8 protein-coding genes are annotated in these 16,668 nt (G+C 33.4%); all 8 read left to right on the top strand.

Annotation, left to right across the window (positions count from 1 at the left end; translation table 11 throughout):
• Window positions 1-13 precede the first annotated feature (13 nt).
• The 8 genes from E0W69_RS10620 (at window position 14) to E0W69_RS10585 (ending at window position 16,663) form a co-directional block, all read left to right on the top strand.
• The gene (locus E0W69_RS10620) at window positions 14-2,386 is read left to right on the top strand and encodes an ABC transporter permease (protein WP_131330038.1); all 2,373 of its coding nucleotides are present in this window, start codon (window positions 14-16) and stop codon (window positions 2,384-2,386) included.
• A 99-nt stretch (window positions 2,387-2,485) separates the two neighbouring features.
• The gene (locus E0W69_RS10615; protein ID WP_131330037.1) at window positions 2,486-3,163 is read left to right on the top strand and encodes an ABC transporter ATP-binding protein; all 678 of its coding nucleotides are present in this window, start codon (window positions 2,486-2,488) and stop codon (window positions 3,161-3,163) included.
• A gap of 9 nt (window positions 3,164-3,172) precedes the next feature.
• The gene (locus E0W69_RS10610; RefSeq protein WP_131330036.1) at window positions 3,173-4,555 is read left to right on the top strand and encodes a S41 family peptidase; all 1,383 of its coding nucleotides are present in this window, start codon (window positions 3,173-3,175) and stop codon (window positions 4,553-4,555) included.
• A 26-nt stretch (window positions 4,556-4,581) separates the two neighbouring features.
• On the top strand, window positions 4,582-6,951 hold the full coding sequence (locus E0W69_RS10605; RefSeq protein ID WP_131330035.1) for an ABC transporter permease: 2,370 nt from the start codon (window positions 4,582-4,584) through the stop codon (window positions 6,949-6,951).
• Between the two features lie 29 nt (window positions 6,952-6,980).
• Entirely contained in the window at window positions 6,981-9,398 is a 2,418-nt protein-coding gene (locus tag E0W69_RS10600) for an ABC transporter permease (protein WP_131330034.1), read from the top strand.
• Window positions 9,399-9,427: 29 nt separating this feature from the next.
• A complete protein-coding gene (locus E0W69_RS10595) occupies window positions 9,428-11,815 on the top strand; it encodes an ABC transporter permease (RefSeq protein ID WP_131330033.1) in 2,388 nt (795 codons plus the stop codon).
• 28 nt (window positions 11,816-11,843) lie between these two features.
• Window positions 11,844-14,243 carry an ABC transporter permease gene (locus E0W69_RS10590; protein ID WP_191967815.1) on the top strand — a complete coding sequence of 800 codons (2,400 nt, stop codon included), beginning with the start codon at window positions 11,844-11,846 and terminating at the stop codon, window positions 14,241-14,243.
• Window positions 14,244-14,272: 29 nt separating this feature from the next.
• Entirely contained in the window at window positions 14,273-16,663 is a 2,391-nt protein-coding gene (locus E0W69_RS10585) for an ABC transporter permease (RefSeq protein WP_131330031.1), read from the top strand.
• Window positions 16,664-16,668: the final 5 nt, after the last annotated feature.

The raw sequence follows: 16,668 nt of genomic DNA, 5'->3' as shown, positions 1-16,668 counted from the left end.
TATAACTTCTCTTATGTTTAAAAATTATTTCAAAACGGCGATTAGAAGCCTCCTTCGAAACAAGGGATACGCTACACTTAATATATTGGGTTTGGCTATTGGTATGGCGAGTACGATATTAATCATATTGTGGGTAATTAATGAGGTAAGTATGGATCGCTTTTATTCAAAGATTGACCGTATTTATACCTTAAATAATCGGGATAAGTTTAGTGGCGAACTCTGGGCTTGGAATACAACTCCGAAAATTCTGGGACCTACGGTGAAACAAGAGTTACCTGAAATTGAAGAAATGTCTAGAGCTTCTTACGCTACATTTCTTTTTTCCAAAGGGGAAACAAAGTTTGTCTCTAATGGTTTTCATGTGGATTCTAGTTTCTTGAAAATTTTGGATTTTCCTATGCTTTATGGAAATTCAAACACTGCTTTAGATGCCATAAATAAAGTAGTGGTAACAGAAAAATTTGCAAAGAAATTTTTTGGAAATGAAAATCCTATGGGTAAAACCATAAAAATTGATTCATCAGATATTTTTACAATTAGTGCTGTTCTAAAGGATTTAGGTCCTAATACTACATTTTCATTCGATTACTTATTGCCGTGGACTTATCTAACCAAACTAAATGAGGATGATAAATATTGGGGAAATAATTCAGTTAAGACGTATATTTTACTAAAACCAAATGTAGACTTGAATTCATTCAACTCGAAGTTAAAATATGTTACCGTCAATCATACAAAAAGTACTCAGTATCCTTCCACTACCCAAGTTTTTGCTTATCCTCTGTCTAAAGTTTATATGAATAGCAATAGTGTCAATGGACAATATGTAGCAGGTAATGCCGTGACTGTACGTATGTTTTCTATTATTGCAGGTCTGATTTTATTAATTGCATGTATTAATTTTATGAATCTTAGTACCGCACGTAGTGAAAAACGCGCGAAAGAAGTAGGCGTAAGGAAGGTAGTTGGTGCTAGAAAATATGCATTAGTATTACAGTTTATGACAGAAAGTATCGTATTGTCAATAGTATCTTTTCTTATTGCCATCATACTTGTATTAGTTGCATTGCCATTTTTTAATACCCTAGTTGGTAAACATTTAACTATTCCTTTTGGTAATTTAGGGTTTTGGATATATGCCATTGTATTTATAATATTTACTGGATTATTGGCGGGTAGTTATCCTGCATTTTTTCTTTCTTCATTTAGTCCTGTTAAAGTCTTAAAAGGAACGTTCAAAAAGCAAAATAGAGCGATTAATCCTCGCTCCGTTTTAGTCGTGGCACAGTTTACGTTTGCTATCGTATTAATAGTGTCCACTATAATAATTGGTCGACAAATTAACTATGTACAAAATAGAGATAAAGGATATCAGCAAGATGCCTTAGCATTTACTTGGATGACGGGTGATATAACTAAAAATTATCCACTTATTCGTCAAGAATTATTAAATAGTAATGCTGTCATTTCTGTAACTAAATCTATGTCCCCAATTACCACTAGAAATAGTGATGGATGGGGATATTCTTGGCCAGGAAGTACTAAGGAAGACGACCAATTGGATTTTGGAAGATTCTCTGCAGATGCAGATTTTTCCCAAACTTTAGGTACTAAAATCGTTCAAGGACGAGATATCGATATTTATCATTATCCAACCGATAGTAATGCTATACTTCTTAATGAAACTGCGGTAGAGAAAATGCGATTAAAGAATCCAATAGGTACTTTAGTAAAAAACGGTGATGATGAGCAATGGAGAGTTGTCGGAGTCGTTAAGGATTTTATTATTGAATCTCCTATGGAAAAAGTAGGACCGATGCTCATAGCTGGGCCTAAATCTTGGTTTGGTGTTATTCATTATAGATTAAATCCTTCTAATAGTACATCGGATAATCTTGCTAAAATTGAAACCGTTTTTAAAAAATATAATCCAGATTATCCATTTGATTATAGTTTTGTAGATGAAAGCTATGCTAGGAAATTTATGGGAATAAAAAGAACAGGAAAGTTAACTTCTCTATTTTCTGGATTAACGATTTTTATTTCCTGTTTGGGTTTGTTTGGATTGGCTGCTTATATGGCAGAAGCAAGAACCAAGGAAATTGGTGTACGCAAAGTATTAGGCGCTTCTGTAGGTGGCATAGCTACACTTTTATCTAAAGATTTTCTAAAATTAGTGGTTATTTCATTGTTAGTCGCTGTGCCTATTGCTTGGTTTGCCATGCATAAATGGTTGATCGGCTACCAATATCGTATCAATGTGCCAATCTGGGCATTTTTCCTTGCAGGATTTTTATCCATAATTATTGCCATTCTCACAGTAGGATTTCTCGCAATAAAAGCTGCAAGAGCCAACCCAACTAAATCATTACGAACGGAGTAAGGTAAGGATTACTAAGGTAGGAGGAATAAAATCTCAAACCTCACTACTCAAATCCCATAAATCATAAATCATAATTCATAACTCATAATTCAAAATACAATGATAACTATAAAAAATCTTAACAAGATATATCGTACGGAAGAAATAGAAACCACCGCGTTGAATGATATTTCCGTGGAGGTAAAAGATGGCGAATTTGTAGCCATTATGGGGCCTTCTGGATGTGGTAAGTCGACGTTGTTAAATATTCTAGGATTATTGGATAATCCTGATAGTGGAAGCTTTTTGTTTAATGGACAGGAAATAGCACATTTCAATGAACGTCAACGTTCTGAACTACGTAAACACAATATTGGTTTTGTATTCCAGAGTTTCAATTTGATTGATGAATTGACGGTTTATGAAAATGTTGAATTGCCATTGATCTATACTGGTATCAAAGGAGATGAACGTAAAGAAAGGGTCGAAGCAGCTTTAGATAAAATGCAGATTATGCATCGTAAGAACCACTATCCACAACAATTATCTGGTGGTCAACAACAACGTGTTGCTGTTGCAAGAGCGGTCGTAAACAAACCAAAACTAATCCTGGCGGATGAACCGACTGGTAATCTAGACTCTAAAAATGGGGGAGAAGTAATGGAACTTTTAACCTCATTAAACGAACAAGGAACAACTATCATCATGGTGACACATAGTGAACACGATGCGCAGTTTAGTCATCGCATCATTCGCATGTTGGATGGACAGACTGTAATGGAAAATATATTGATCTAAAAAATAAATATGAAAAAAGTACTTTTTTTATTAGCTTTCTTATGTGCTCTTTGTTCTGTTAATGCACAGTATACTATCCCAAATAAGTTATCTGTAAGTGATAAAGTATATGGATTGTCCAAGTTTTGGCAAGAAGTAAACTACAATTTTGTTTATCTAAATAAAGTTAATCGCAATAGTTGGGATAGTCTGTATTATTCTATGATAGAACAAGTGTCGACTACCCAAAATGATTATGATTATTGGCAGTTAATGAAACGCTTTTGCGCTTTTTTGAATGATGGACACACCGGCGTTTGGTCAACAGATACTGCTATTGTAAATAATACACTAACAATGATGTTTGGTGAATATTGGATGGGTTTTAAAAATGTTGGTGGACATGCAATTGTCAACTACACTTTAAAAAAACGCATAAAAGAAATACCTATCGGCTCGGAGTTAATTGAAGTGAATGGATTGCCTACTGCCGAGTATATTCAAAAGAATGTAATGCCATATGTATCTTCCTCAACAGATTATGTTCGAGAAGACGAAGCGATAAGAAATGTAATTGCTGGTTTGCAAGGAACGTCTTATAAAATAAAACTTAAAAGACCAAATGGTACAATATTTCCTTTGACATTAACACATGAAAGAACTATTGATACTGCATATTATCCTTCTTTAACTAATAAACCTCTTCTAGAACTAAAATGGTATCCTAATGATGTCGCCTATTTAGCACTCAACTCATTTGGAAATGAAAAGATTGATACTATGTTTTTAGAGAAATTATCAGAATTAAAGAAAGCAAAATCCTTAATTCTGGATTTGCGAAATAATGGTGGAGGTAGTACAGGTATTGGTATTTTTATTTTATGTTATCTAACGAATGATACATTATTACCTCATGCTAAATACTATACACGCGAAAATCTCGCTGCTTTCAAGGCTTGGGGTAAATATGTAACAGAAAAAGATACTGTTGGAAATAGTTGGAATACAAAATGTTGGCTTGCAAACCATGACCTGTTAATTGATTCTTTAAGTAAAGATTATCAACCGTGGACGAATACGCTTGAACCGAAACGTGTAGTCGTGCCTACTGCCGTTTTGATTGGACATAATACGGCATCGGCCGCCGAAGATTTTTTAATATCTGCAGATGGTCAAAAGCATTTTAAAAAAATTGGAGAGCGTTCCTATGGCAGTACAGGACAACCTTTGATGTTGGATTTGCCAGGAGGCGGAGCTCGTATTTGTACAAAAAAAGATACTTATCCTGATGGTCGTGAATTTGTAGGTGTAGGAGTGATTCCTGATATTGAGGTCAAACCTACGGTGGATGATTTTATAAAAGGTAAGGATCCTGTATTGGAAAGAGCGTTACAATATTTAAATGGTAAGTAGTTTGAACATTTATAAACGATTATCATATGTTTAGAAATTATTTAAAAACAGCTTGGCGAAATATTACCAAAACTTTTAGTTATAGTATTCTCAATATCTGTGGATTGGCACTAGGGATGGCTGTTGCGCTGCTCATTGGACTATGGGTGTATAATCAATATACGTATGATAAGTTTCTACCACAATATGAATCAGTTTATCGCGTGCAGAGAAATTTTAATAGTAATGGAGATACGCTCACTTTTCAAACTTCCTCTTTGAAACTTGCTTATGAATTACGCACACAAATTCCGGAAATAGAATATCTAGCTGAAAGTGATTGGGTGAATAACCATGGTTTGGTTGTTGGGGATAAAAAATTGTATGCCAAAGGAGCTATTTCGGGTGTAGATATTTTAAAAATATTTCAATATCCATTTGTAGAAGGTAATGCAGATAAAGTTTTCAGTGATCCTTATTCTATAGTTGTTACCGAGTCTTTAGCGAAATCTTTATTTGGTAAGGATGACGCGATGAATAAAACTGTTCGCTTTGATAATGAACATGATTTAAAAGTGACAGGCATATTGAAGGATATACCTGATAACGCTAGTTTCAAATTTAGTTATATTGTTCCTAGTTCTTATGCTTATGCGATGAATCCAAAACTAGAGAAAGATGGATTGAGTAGCTATGGTATGAACAACCGACAAATATTTGTGAAATTAAAGGCGAATGTTGATTATGCACAGGTCGCTTCGAAAATTAGAAATATTGAACGTACGGAAGTCGGAAGTTTGAATGCGATGAATTCTTTTATCACATTTCAACCCATAGCTCGTTGGCATTTGTATTCCAATTATCTAAATGGAAAAGATACCAGCGGCTTTTTGGAATATGTCAAAATGTTTACCATTATTGGTTTTTTGGTATTGATAATCGCTTGTATCAATTTCGTAAATCTTACAACTGCGAGGTCTGAAGGAAGAGCGAAAGAAGTTGGCGTGCGTAAAGCTATCGGCTCTAGGAAAAGAGATTTAGTTGTACAATTTTTATTAGAAGCATTTGTCCTTACATTATTGGCATTTGTACTTGCTTTTTTGATAGTTTGGATTGTATTGCCTTTTTTCAATAATCTAACAGAATCCAAAATTACAATACCGTTTAGCAATGTATACTTTTGGTTGGTGATGGCAACATTATTATTGCTAACTACTATTTTAGCTGGTGGTCGACCTGCATTGTATCTATCCTCTTTTAATCCTACCAAGGTACTAAAAGGTACATTGAAAGGTGGAAAGTCTTCTTTATCAAGAAAAATATTGGTCGTTGTACAATTCAGTTGCTCCGTTGCATTGATTGTGAGTACTATCGTTATTTTTCAGCAAATACAATATGCCAAAAATAGACCAAAGGGTTATAGTTTGGATCAGTTGATGACAACCAATATGAATGAGGATTTAAGCAAAAATTACAACGCACTTAAAAATGAAATAATCCAAAAAGGCATTGCTACATCTGTGACAAGCGCATCAAGCCCTGCAACGGATATTGAGTGGCATTCGGATATTGATCAGTGGCCAGGAAAAACGGATGGGGAAACGATTGAAATGGGGACTATTGAGACTACGGAGAATTATTTTCAGACTTTGAATATGGACTTTCTACAAGGAAGAAATTTTTCTAGTGGAATGGATAGTACTAGTGTTGTATTTAACGAATCTGCGCTTCGTAAAATGCGAATTAATGATCCAATAGGTAAAAGTATCACTTGGCAAGATGATAAATATACTATTGTAGGAGTTGTCAAGGATGCCTTAATGCTTTCACCATTTAAATCTGCGGATCCCACTATGTTTTTGTGTGGACCACGACCTAATGACAACATTATTTATCGTTTATCGCCTCATGTTTCTACACAAGATGCAGTTGCTCAATTGACCGATATATTCAACAAATATAGTCCTTCATTTCCTTATAGTTTTCTATTCTCCAATGAACAATACGATGCTAAATTCCATATTGAATTTCTTATTGGCAAGCTGGCGGCTTTATTTGCAACACTCGCTATATTGATTTCTTGTCTCGGTTTGTTTGGTTTAGTCGCATATACGTCTGAGCAAAGAACAAAAGAAATTGGTGTGCGCAAAGTTTTAGGAGCTTCCGTAAAACAGGTTTGGATGCTTTTGTCTAAAGATTTTATAGTCTTAGTGGGGATTAGTTGCTTGATTGCTGTTCCCGTATCCTATTATTTTTTAAGTAATTGGCTAAGGAATTATGACTATCATGTCAATATCAATATTGGCGTTTTCTTTATAAGTGCTTTTGTCGCCTTGTTTATTACTATTCTGACAGTGAGTTTTCAGGCCATAAAAGCCGCACGAGCAAATCCAGTCAAAAGTCTTCGTTCTGAATAAAATTCATTTTCATTTTTTAATCATTGATTATGTTCAAAAACTATTTGAAAACAGCTTGGCGGAATATTGTAAAAAATAAGTTTTTTACTTTAATAAACCTTTTATGTCTTTCTTTAGGTATTACATTTTCTTTATTGATTGGCATCTATATTTTCAGCCAATTCAATGTTAATCGTAATTTGAAAAATATAAACAATCAATATGTTTTAAAAAGTAAATGGAAGCAAAAAGAAATGGGACTGGCTATCACAACATTGCCTCCTCTTGCAAAAATATTGAAAGACGAATACCCGGAACTTGTAAACAATTATTATCGTTTTAACCCTGTCACAAATGTAGTCTCCAATGGAAATATACATTTTAAAGAAGATATTGCAATTGGCGATACTTCCTTAGTTTCAATGTATGGATTGCCCGTTTTGTATGGGAATGCAAAACAGGCTTTTAGAGACAATAACTCTGCTGTTATTACCGCCTCAATGGCGACAAAACTATATGGTACTACGAATGCAATAAACCGACCCCTCTCTATTCGTACATTAAAGTCTGGAGAATCTCAGCAATATATTGTAACTGCGGTATTGGATGATATTCCGTACAATTCGGTTTTGAATATTATTGATATTAAAGGTTATAGTGTTTTTGTTCCGACTGCTGGAAATAGATATTATCCCAATATCGTTGATCCAAGTTTAAATTGGAATAATACAGGCATCGGTATGATTGAAATAAGCCCGAATATTTCAGTGAAAATCTTGAATGATGCTGTAAAGAAAATTTTAAAAAAATATACCTCCAACTATATACAAATTAATTTAACCGTAGAAATTGTTCCTATAAAAGATTATTATCTGAAAGATAACAATGGTGCTGTCAATAAGATGATACTTACTTTGTCTTTGATTGCTTTGTTTATATTACTTATGGCAGTTTTTAATTTTGTCAATATCAATATTGGGACCTCTTCATCACGATTGAGAGAGATTGGAATGCGAAAAGTTTTTGGAAGTAGTAAAAAACAACTCGTAATATATTCTTTGACCGAATCTATATTGTTGACGGTCATTTCTGGTATATTTTCTTTGTTTTTTTATGAGTTGCTACGTCCTTATTTTTCTCAAATGTTTTCATCGATTTTACCACATATTTGGTTCTTCCATTTCTTTGAAATTGGGTATTTAATTTTACTAGTTTTATTTGTTGGAATAGTATCAGGACTTTATCCTGCGTTTTGGTTAAGTAATTTGCAAACCGTTCAGTCCGTAAAAGGTGTTTTGCAACTAGATAACAACGGTAATTTGTTGAGGAAAGTATTACTTATATTGCAATTCAGCTTGGGAATTTTTGCTTGTATCAGTGCATGGTTAATATCTACTCAAATCAATTATATTTTCGCTAAAGACCTCGGTTACGACAAGGAACAGTTGATGGTTGTTTCTGCGTTTCCAAAACAATGGGATACCGCTGGATTGCAAAAAATGGAATCCATAAAGAAATCTTTACTCGATCTACCGGATGTAAAGTCGGTATCCTTGACTTTTAATCTTCCGGATAATACGCCAAATAATAGTACTATTGATTTAATGCCGATCAATGGTTCTGATAAACCCATTGTGACCCCATTTTTTCAAGCAGATCAAGATTATGCAACTACATTCCAAATGAAAATGCTTAGGGGTTCATTTCTTCGTAAGGGATTAGAAGGTTATGTGCCAGGACAAATTGTAATTAATGAAAAAACAGCACGTGCATTAGGATTGTCTATTGATGATGCAATCGGTACGCAACTGACCACATTACAAGGAATCAAAGTCACGGTATCTGGAATCATAAAGGACTATAATTTTGAAAATCTTCATGAAGCAATAGGACCTATTGCTATCGTTGATGTTCGTGATGCTATAGCTTATCGGTTTCTAGTTATAAAACTGAATGTTAATCAAAATCTAAGTAAAACAATAGCAAATATTCAGCAGAAATGGAAAGAAGTATCACCAGATGCTCCTTTTGACTATACTTTTATGGATGACACATTTGCTTCCTTATATAAAACAGAGATTCAGTTAAAAAAGGCTTTTGGTGTCGCATCATTTCTCAATTTGTTGATCATATTCTTAGGACTTTCTGGTATTGTATCTTATTCCTTGGCAAAACGTAAAAAAGAAATTGCGATTAGAAAAGTATTGGGTGCTGATGTTGGTAAAGTTTTGTATTTATTAATAAAAGAATATTCCATGATTCTTGTTCTTGGAAATATTATTGCGTGGCCAATTGCTTATTGGTTTACAAGTAAATGGTTGCACAGTTTCGTTTATCGTATTCATAGTAATTGGATATATTATTTGATAGTTGGAGTGGCTATTTCGGTACTAACTTGTAGCTTGATTATTATAGAAAGTTTGCGAACGGTGAAGCGAAATCCAGTTAAAAGTCTTCGTTCCGAATAAAATTCATTTTCATTTTTTAATCATTGATTATGTTCAAAAACTATTTAAAAACAGCTTGGCGGAATATTACTAGAAATCCGGTTTCCGCTATTATTAATATTGGAGGCTTAGCCATTGGACTATTAGTTTTGTTTGCTATCAGCATTTGGATTCTTAGCGAATTAAGTTATAATAAGAATTTTAAGAACTATGATACGATTGTCAAGATAGAACAAAATCAAACGGTTGATGGGACTACTTATACACAAGAATCTCAACCTTTTCCTCTTGCCGAAGCGTTGAAGAATGAGTTTGGAAGTAGTTTCGAATATATAGTGCCTGCATCTTGGAACGGAGATCACATATTGTCTTTTGGGAAAAAGAATATCAATTTTACTGGCAACTTTATGGGGCCCGATGTGGATTGTATGTTATCTTTAGATATGTTGTCGGGAAAATATGGTAGTCTTAACGATCCTAATTCAATCTTACTTTCTGAGAGTACAGCTAAAGCGATATTTGGAACGGCTGATGTAGTTGGAAAAATGCTAACTATGGACGCTAAAACTCCTGTAAAAATTGGCGGTGTATATAAAGATTTTCCTAAGAACAGTACTTATGACGTGTTGCAATTTATTGCGCCATATGAGTTGTTTGTTCAAGATCAAGCTTGGGTTAGATATTCACGAGATCATCAAGTTTGGGATAATAATTCTTTTCAAGTATTGGCCAAACTAGCCGCAAATACAACTGCCGAACAAGTTTCAAAGAAAATCAATGATATTAAATATAGACATGCAAAAGACATGCGTTCGTTCAAACCTGTCATTTTTGCATTGCCAATGAAGGATTGGTATCTCAGAAATCATTTTGTTAATGGAAAACAAGTTGGTGGACAGATTGACTATGTATGGTTGTTTGGAATTATAGGTGTATTTGTATTGTTATTGGCATGTATCAATTTTATGAATCTTAGTACAGCACGGTCAGAGAAAAGAGCGAAAGAAGTTGGTATTCGTAAAACATTGGGATCTTCCAAAAAACAGTTGGTTCGTCTTTTTTATTTGGAATCATTCTTATCTGTAGTATTGGCATTTATAGTAAGTTTTATTTTATTGATAGTAGTAATGCCATTTTTCAACATGCTCACAGGCAAGGATTTGTCCATTCCTTGGCATGCTTCTATATTTTGGTTAGGAATATTTCTATTTATAGTTATGACATCTTTTCTGGCGGGAAGTTATCCAGCGTTGTTTTTATCCTCTTTCAAACCGGTCAAAGTGTTAAAGGGTGGACATCGACTAGGAAAATCGGCAACTTTGCCTAGAAAGATTTTAGTAGTATTTCAATTAACGATTTCGACGGTGTTGATTATCGGAACTTTAGTTGTTTTTCTTCAAATCAAACATGCACAAAATAGACCAATAGGCTATAATCAAAATGGATTGCTCTCTTTTAGTATGCAAACGCCGGAGTTTTATGGTAAATATGATCTTTTTAGAAATGACCTGAAAAGATCGGGTGCTATTGTAGAAATGGCAGAATCTTCTTCTCCGCTTACAGAGGTTTATTCCACTAGTAATGGATTTGATTGGGATGGAAAAGGCCCCAATAAAAATATGGATTTCTGTATGAATTGGGTTTCACACGAATTTGGTCATCTGATCGATTGGCAATTAGTAGAGGGACGTGATTTTTCTCGTTCTCATCCTGGCGATTCGCTCAGTGTTGTGATAAATGAAGCAGCGGCCAAATATATTGGTTTTAAAGATCCTGTAGGTAAAACGCTTAAATATGACGGTAAGAATCTAACTATAATCGGCGTAACCAAAAATTTAATTACATCTTCACCTTTTTCCAATGTGCAGCATTCCATTTATTTTTTGGATCAAAATAATGTGAATTTCATGCACATGCGTTTGAATCCAAACAAAAGTGCCAAAGAATCACTATCCATAATAGAAAAAGAATTTAAACAATATATTCCTAATGCTCCTTTTAACTACACTTTCGTTGATCAGGATTTTGCGTCTAAATTTCAAATGACAAAAAGATTAGGCAATTTGGCACTTACATTTTCTTTGTTGGCTGTGTTCTTGTGTGCTTTAGGTTTGTTAGGATTGACAGGATTTGTTGCTGAACAGAAAACTAAGGAAATCGGGGTACGTAAGGTTTTGGGTGCTACGATATTGGACATTTGGATAATGCTTTCGAAGGAGTTTTTCTTGTTAGTTATGATTGCTAGTTTGATATCAATTCCATTAGGGTATGGTTTTATGAGCAGATGGCTGATGCAATATGAATATAAGATTGGTTTGACTTGGTGGATTTTTGGATGTTGTGGCATATTGACTATAGTGATAACGATTGTTTCTGTGAGCTATTATGGTATCAAAGCCGCTGTTGCCAATCCTGTTAAAAGTTTGAGGTCAGAATAAATATTTCCTTGATAAATAAATGATTATTATGTTTATACATTATTTAAGAACCGCATGGCGCAGTTTGAAAGCTAATAAATTTTACAGCATTCTCAATATAGTAGGATTAGCAGTAGGTATTGCAACTAGCATTATGTTGTTACTTTGGGTACAGAATCAATTGAGCTACGATCGATTTAATAAAAAATATGAAAATATTTATGAAATAAATGCGCATATCTATACCGGAAATACCTCTTTTCCGTGGCAAGGTGCGCCTGCACCTGTATCCATTCTTTCAAAGAATATTCCCGAGGTATTGTCCTATGTGAGATTGGCAGAGCAGGAGGATAAGGATAATTCTTTATTGTCTAATAGTACAGGGACTAAAGTTTTTGATAATAATAAAATTGTATATGCCGATACCAATTTCTTTCATGTTTTCGATTATGAAATATTAGAAGGAAATTCTCATGCAGTATTGTCAAATATTAATTCTGTTGTTATTACGCAATCAACGGCAAAGAAACTTTTTGGTTCGGTGGATGCGCTTGGGAAAACATTGCTATTTGATAAACAAAATTTTACAGTAAGTGCTATTATAAAAGATTTTCCTAGTAATTCTTCACTAAAGTATGATGCTATATTTTCATTATTTTATTATGCAAAAAGATTTACGGATAGAGGGGGAAATAATCAGTGGAATACTATTGATGATGATGTAGATGATTATAGCTTTAGAACCTTTCTTTTACTTCAGTCTGGAGTAAGTCCTTCTATAGTTGCTGATAAATTGACTTTACAGTTTCATCAATTATTTAAAAATGCTAAAAATGAACAAAGTCCAACAAAATTCCAATTACAAAGTCTGAAAGATGAACATCTTATTCGAATAGATGGAAATACGACAGCTTTACAAATGGTCAAGATTATGGGGCTTGTCGCTATATTTATTTTGATTATAGCTGGTATCAATTACATTAATCTATCGACTGCACGATCCATGACACAGGTGAAAAATGTCAGTATCCGAAAAATAGTCGGTGCAAAGAAAGGGCAATTGTTTTTGCAGTTTGTCATAGAAACTCTTTTGACATTTTTATTTGCAATTACTATTTCTATAGTTTTAATTATTTTACTCAAACCTTTATATGATAAGGTTACAGGGGAACAATTATCATTTTCTTTACTTGATTTCTCTACTGTCGAGATTCTTTTCTTTGCTATTTTAGTTACTTTCTTAATATCAAGTATTTATCCTGCCTTGATATTGTCATCGTTCAAGCCGCTAAGTTTATTAAGGGAAAAAAGAGTTTTGGGATTAAATAAAGCAACTTTCCGGAAGGTACTCGTAACGCTCCAATTTGGTGTTTCTTTTCTTTTATTGGTGGGTACAATCATCATGTCCAAACAAATGTCTTTTATCAGAAATAAAGATCTTGGCTATGATAAAAGTTATGTATTTACGGTAACCTTTCCTGATGAAGCCTCTAAAAATGCAGATGCTATCGTAAATAATTTGCTTTCGCAAAAGAGTATTTTAAATGCTTCATTTACCTATACCAAAGATATTACAAATGTGAGTGATGTGTCTGGTGATATAGTTTGGGCAGGTAAAAAAGATAGTACGCCCTTTATGCTTTGGCGTGTATATGCAGATAAAAATTTTATTCCGACGATGAAATATAAATTAGTTTATGGAAGTAATTTTTCTGGAAGTCCGTCTGATGAGTATAAGTACATTTTAAATGAAACAGCAGTCCAAAAAATGGGATTAAAACCTCCTTATGTCGGTACGAAAATAGGTTATGACAATTTGGAAGGAGAGATAGCTGGAGTCGTGAAAGATTTTAATTTTAAATCTTTAAAAGAACCGATTGCTCCATTGGTGATCAGGTCTAGGGACTTTAAAAATGTACTTTATGTGCGTACAACTGGTGCAGACGCGCGCAATGCCATCCAAACTGTAGAAAATCAATTCAAAAGGTTTGATAGAGACAATGCGCCGTTTATTTACAATTTTATTGATAAAACATTTGATGCACATTACCAATCTCAACAACAGACAGGAATATTGTTCGCCATTTTTGCATGTATTGCAATTTTTATTTCCTGTCTAGGATTGTTTGGCTTGGCAACGTACACAGCACAAATCAAAACAAAAGAGATTGGTGTTAGAAAAGTTCTCGGTGCTAGTGTTGGAAATATTATTAAAATGGTTAGTAAAGATTTTTTAAGGCTCGTACTGATTGCGGTTATCATTTCTACTCCTTTAGCTTATTGGGTGATGACGCAATGGTTAAGTGATTTTGCCTACAAGACAAATATTAGCTCGTTGGTTTTCTTAGGTGCTGCTTTTTTTGTGATGGTAATCGCTTTTGGTACTATCGGATTTAATGCTTTAAAGGCTGCTGTCGCCAATCCTGTAAACAGTCTTCGCTCAGAATAAAATACAATAGCAATTTTAAAAATTATCTTATGATAAAGCATTTTTTTGTTGCCGCTTTTCGTAATATAAAACGAAATATTACTACAACTATAGTCAGCCTTTTTGGGTTGTCCATTTCGTTTACGTCATTTATCCTCATTCTACTTTGGGTACAAAATGAACTAAGTTTTGATAATTACCATGATAAGGCGAATAATATTTATCTCACGGAAGTTAAATATACAGGTTTCGAAGGTCTTAATCCTTTAACAATATACCCTGTCGGAAATATACTTCAAAATAATCCTTATGTGGACTTAGTCACAAGATTAAATACTGCACGAAAGGTTGAAGTTATAAATGGTAATGCTTTTAAAGATTACAATATTGCTATTGTCGATAGCAATTGGTTTAAAATTTTTAATTATAAAGTATTAGAAGGTTCTGTAAAGAATTGGGATACAGATCCCTATTCTTTGGTCTTAACAGCATCTGAGGCAAAGAAGTTATTCGGTAATAATCATAGTTTGGGACGATTTGTAATGATGGATTCTGTTCCATTCCAAGTAAAAGCGGTAGTTCAGGATAACCCTAGTAATTCTAGTTTTCAATTTAAAGCGCTTATTGCTAGTACTTCTCAAAAAAATAAAAGGAATCAAAATCCTTATGAGAATGATTGGAATAATTCCAATTTCCGCACATTTGTTAGGTTATTTCCAAATACGAATGTTACAAAATTTCAAAATGCCATATCTTGTACCATACAAAATGGATTTAATAAAATTGATGCGGATGTTGTATTACAGCCTTTAAATGAATTACATTTTGACATAGATTCATTTGATCCTGCATTTAAGCGTGGTAGTCATCTTGCAGTTTGGATATTTGGGATACTTTCGATTGTGTTATTAATCATGGGAAGCATTAATTATGTCAATTTTACGGTTGCGAAGATTAATGTGAGAACAAAAGAAGTCAGTATTCGAAAAATTATAGGTAGTTCTAAAAATCAAATATTTTGGCAATTTTTGATAGAATCATTTTTGATGTGCGTATTCGCTTTAATACTTTCACTACTTTTGATAAGTATTTCTTTGCCAATTTTTGATACTATAACTGAAATTAATTTTCAATTTTCGCAACATTATTTTTTATTTGGTCTATTGTCATTGATTACTTTATTGCTAGTTACTTTTCTTAATGGGGTATTGCCAGCGTTAACTATTACCTATTTTAAACCGCTTGATTTTTTGCAAGGACATACGTTACTAAAATGGAAAAATGTCTTTTTTAGAAAATGTTTAGTGGTATTTCAATTTGTCGTTTCTATTGTTTTTATAATTGGTACGATCGTCATTTTTAAACAAATGAAATTGGCACAAAATACAACTACTCAGTATAATCGATCTCAAGTGGTTACCTTTAGTCTACCATATTCTGTAGTGAGGAAAATGAATTATAACTCAAAACAAATAATTGATTTTTGCCAGTACTTCAAAAATCAATTATTAAAAGATAATTCTATAGACAAAGTTGCCCTATTGAATACGGCTCCAGAAGGATCCATGAATTCATCTGGAGTTCAAGGATATTATTGGCAAGGAAAGGATACTTCACTAAAGTTTCCAATAACTCGTCTTTATGTATCGTCAGAAGCTAAAGATATTTTTAATTTTCAAATTGTTGCAGGTCGATGGTTTCAAGATGGTGATCGAGATAAAGGTAATTTTGTACTGAATGAAACTGCGGTAAAGCAAATGGCAATTGTTAACCCTATAGGTAGTCTTTTTGCAAAGTCGCAAGGAGATACTGGACATATTATTGGAGTTATTAAAGATTATGCCTTTAAGTCCTTACATGATAAAATTGGTGCAATGGCAATCTGTAATAGTGATGATGATGGTCGGACAGATTTTTATGTGAAAATTTTTCCAGGGAAAGTAAGTCAAGCAATGGATAGAATTAATTCAATATTCAAAAAGTCTATCCCAGGAGAACCATTAGACTATTTGTTTATGAATCAGTCATTTCAAATGCTTTACAAAAATGATATAAAAATATCTAATTTAATGTTACTGTTTAGCTGTGCAGTGATTCTTATTGCTTTTATGGGGCTATTCGGAATGATTGTATTTATTGCCGAACAAAGGGTCAAAGAAATTGGAATTAGAAAGGTATTTGGAGCAAGTGCCTTACGTATAATTAGCTTATTGTCATATGCTTTTTTGAGTTTAATCATAGTCTCAATGTTTATTGCCTTTCCTATTGCATGGTGGCTTTCTAGTAAATGGTTGGATTTTTTTGCTTATAAAATTGATTTAAATTGGGAGATTTTTGCTTTTGTGGGTTTGATATTAATATTTGTAAGTTCAATTATAATGAGTTTTCAGGTATATCGATCAGCAACAGCTAATCCTGTAAACAGTCTTCGCTCAGAATAAAATAG

The sequence above is a fragment of the Rhizosphaericola mali genome (genome assembly GCF_004337365.2).
In the GTDB taxonomy this organism is placed as follows: Bacteria; Bacteroidota; Bacteroidia; order Chitinophagales; family Chitinophagaceae; genus Rhizosphaericola; species Rhizosphaericola mali.
Note: the sequence above shows the minus strand (reverse complement) of the source record. Positions and strands in the feature narration are given on the sequence as shown.

Excerpts from the sequence above, each read along its gene's own strand:
- E0W69_RS10600 (WP_131330034.1), top strand. The coding sequence starts at position 6,981 with ATGTTCAAAAACTATTTGAAAACAGCTTGGCGGAATATTGTAAAAAAT.
- E0W69_RS10610 (WP_131330036.1), top strand. The coding sequence starts at position 3,173 with ATGAAAAAAGTACTTTTTTTATTAGCTTTCTTATGTGCTCTTTGTTCT.
- E0W69_RS10605 (WP_131330035.1), top strand. The coding sequence starts at position 4,582 with ATGTTTAGAAATTATTTAAAAACAGCTTGGCGAAATATTACCAAAACT.
- E0W69_RS10590 (WP_191967815.1), top strand. The coding sequence starts at position 11,844 with ATGTTTATACATTATTTAAGAACCGCATGGCGCAGTTTGAAAGCTAAT.
- E0W69_RS10615 (WP_131330037.1), top strand. The coding sequence starts at position 2,486 with ATGATAACTATAAAAAATCTTAACAAGATATATCGTACGGAAGAAATA.
- E0W69_RS10585 (WP_131330031.1), top strand. The coding sequence starts at position 14,273 with ATGATAAAGCATTTTTTTGTTGCCGCTTTTCGTAATATAAAACGAAAT.
- E0W69_RS10595 (WP_131330033.1), top strand. The coding sequence starts at position 9,428 with ATGTTCAAAAACTATTTAAAAACAGCTTGGCGGAATATTACTAGAAAT.
- E0W69_RS10620 (WP_131330038.1), top strand. The coding sequence starts at position 14 with ATGTTTAAAAATTATTTCAAAACGGCGATTAGAAGCCTCCTTCGAAAC.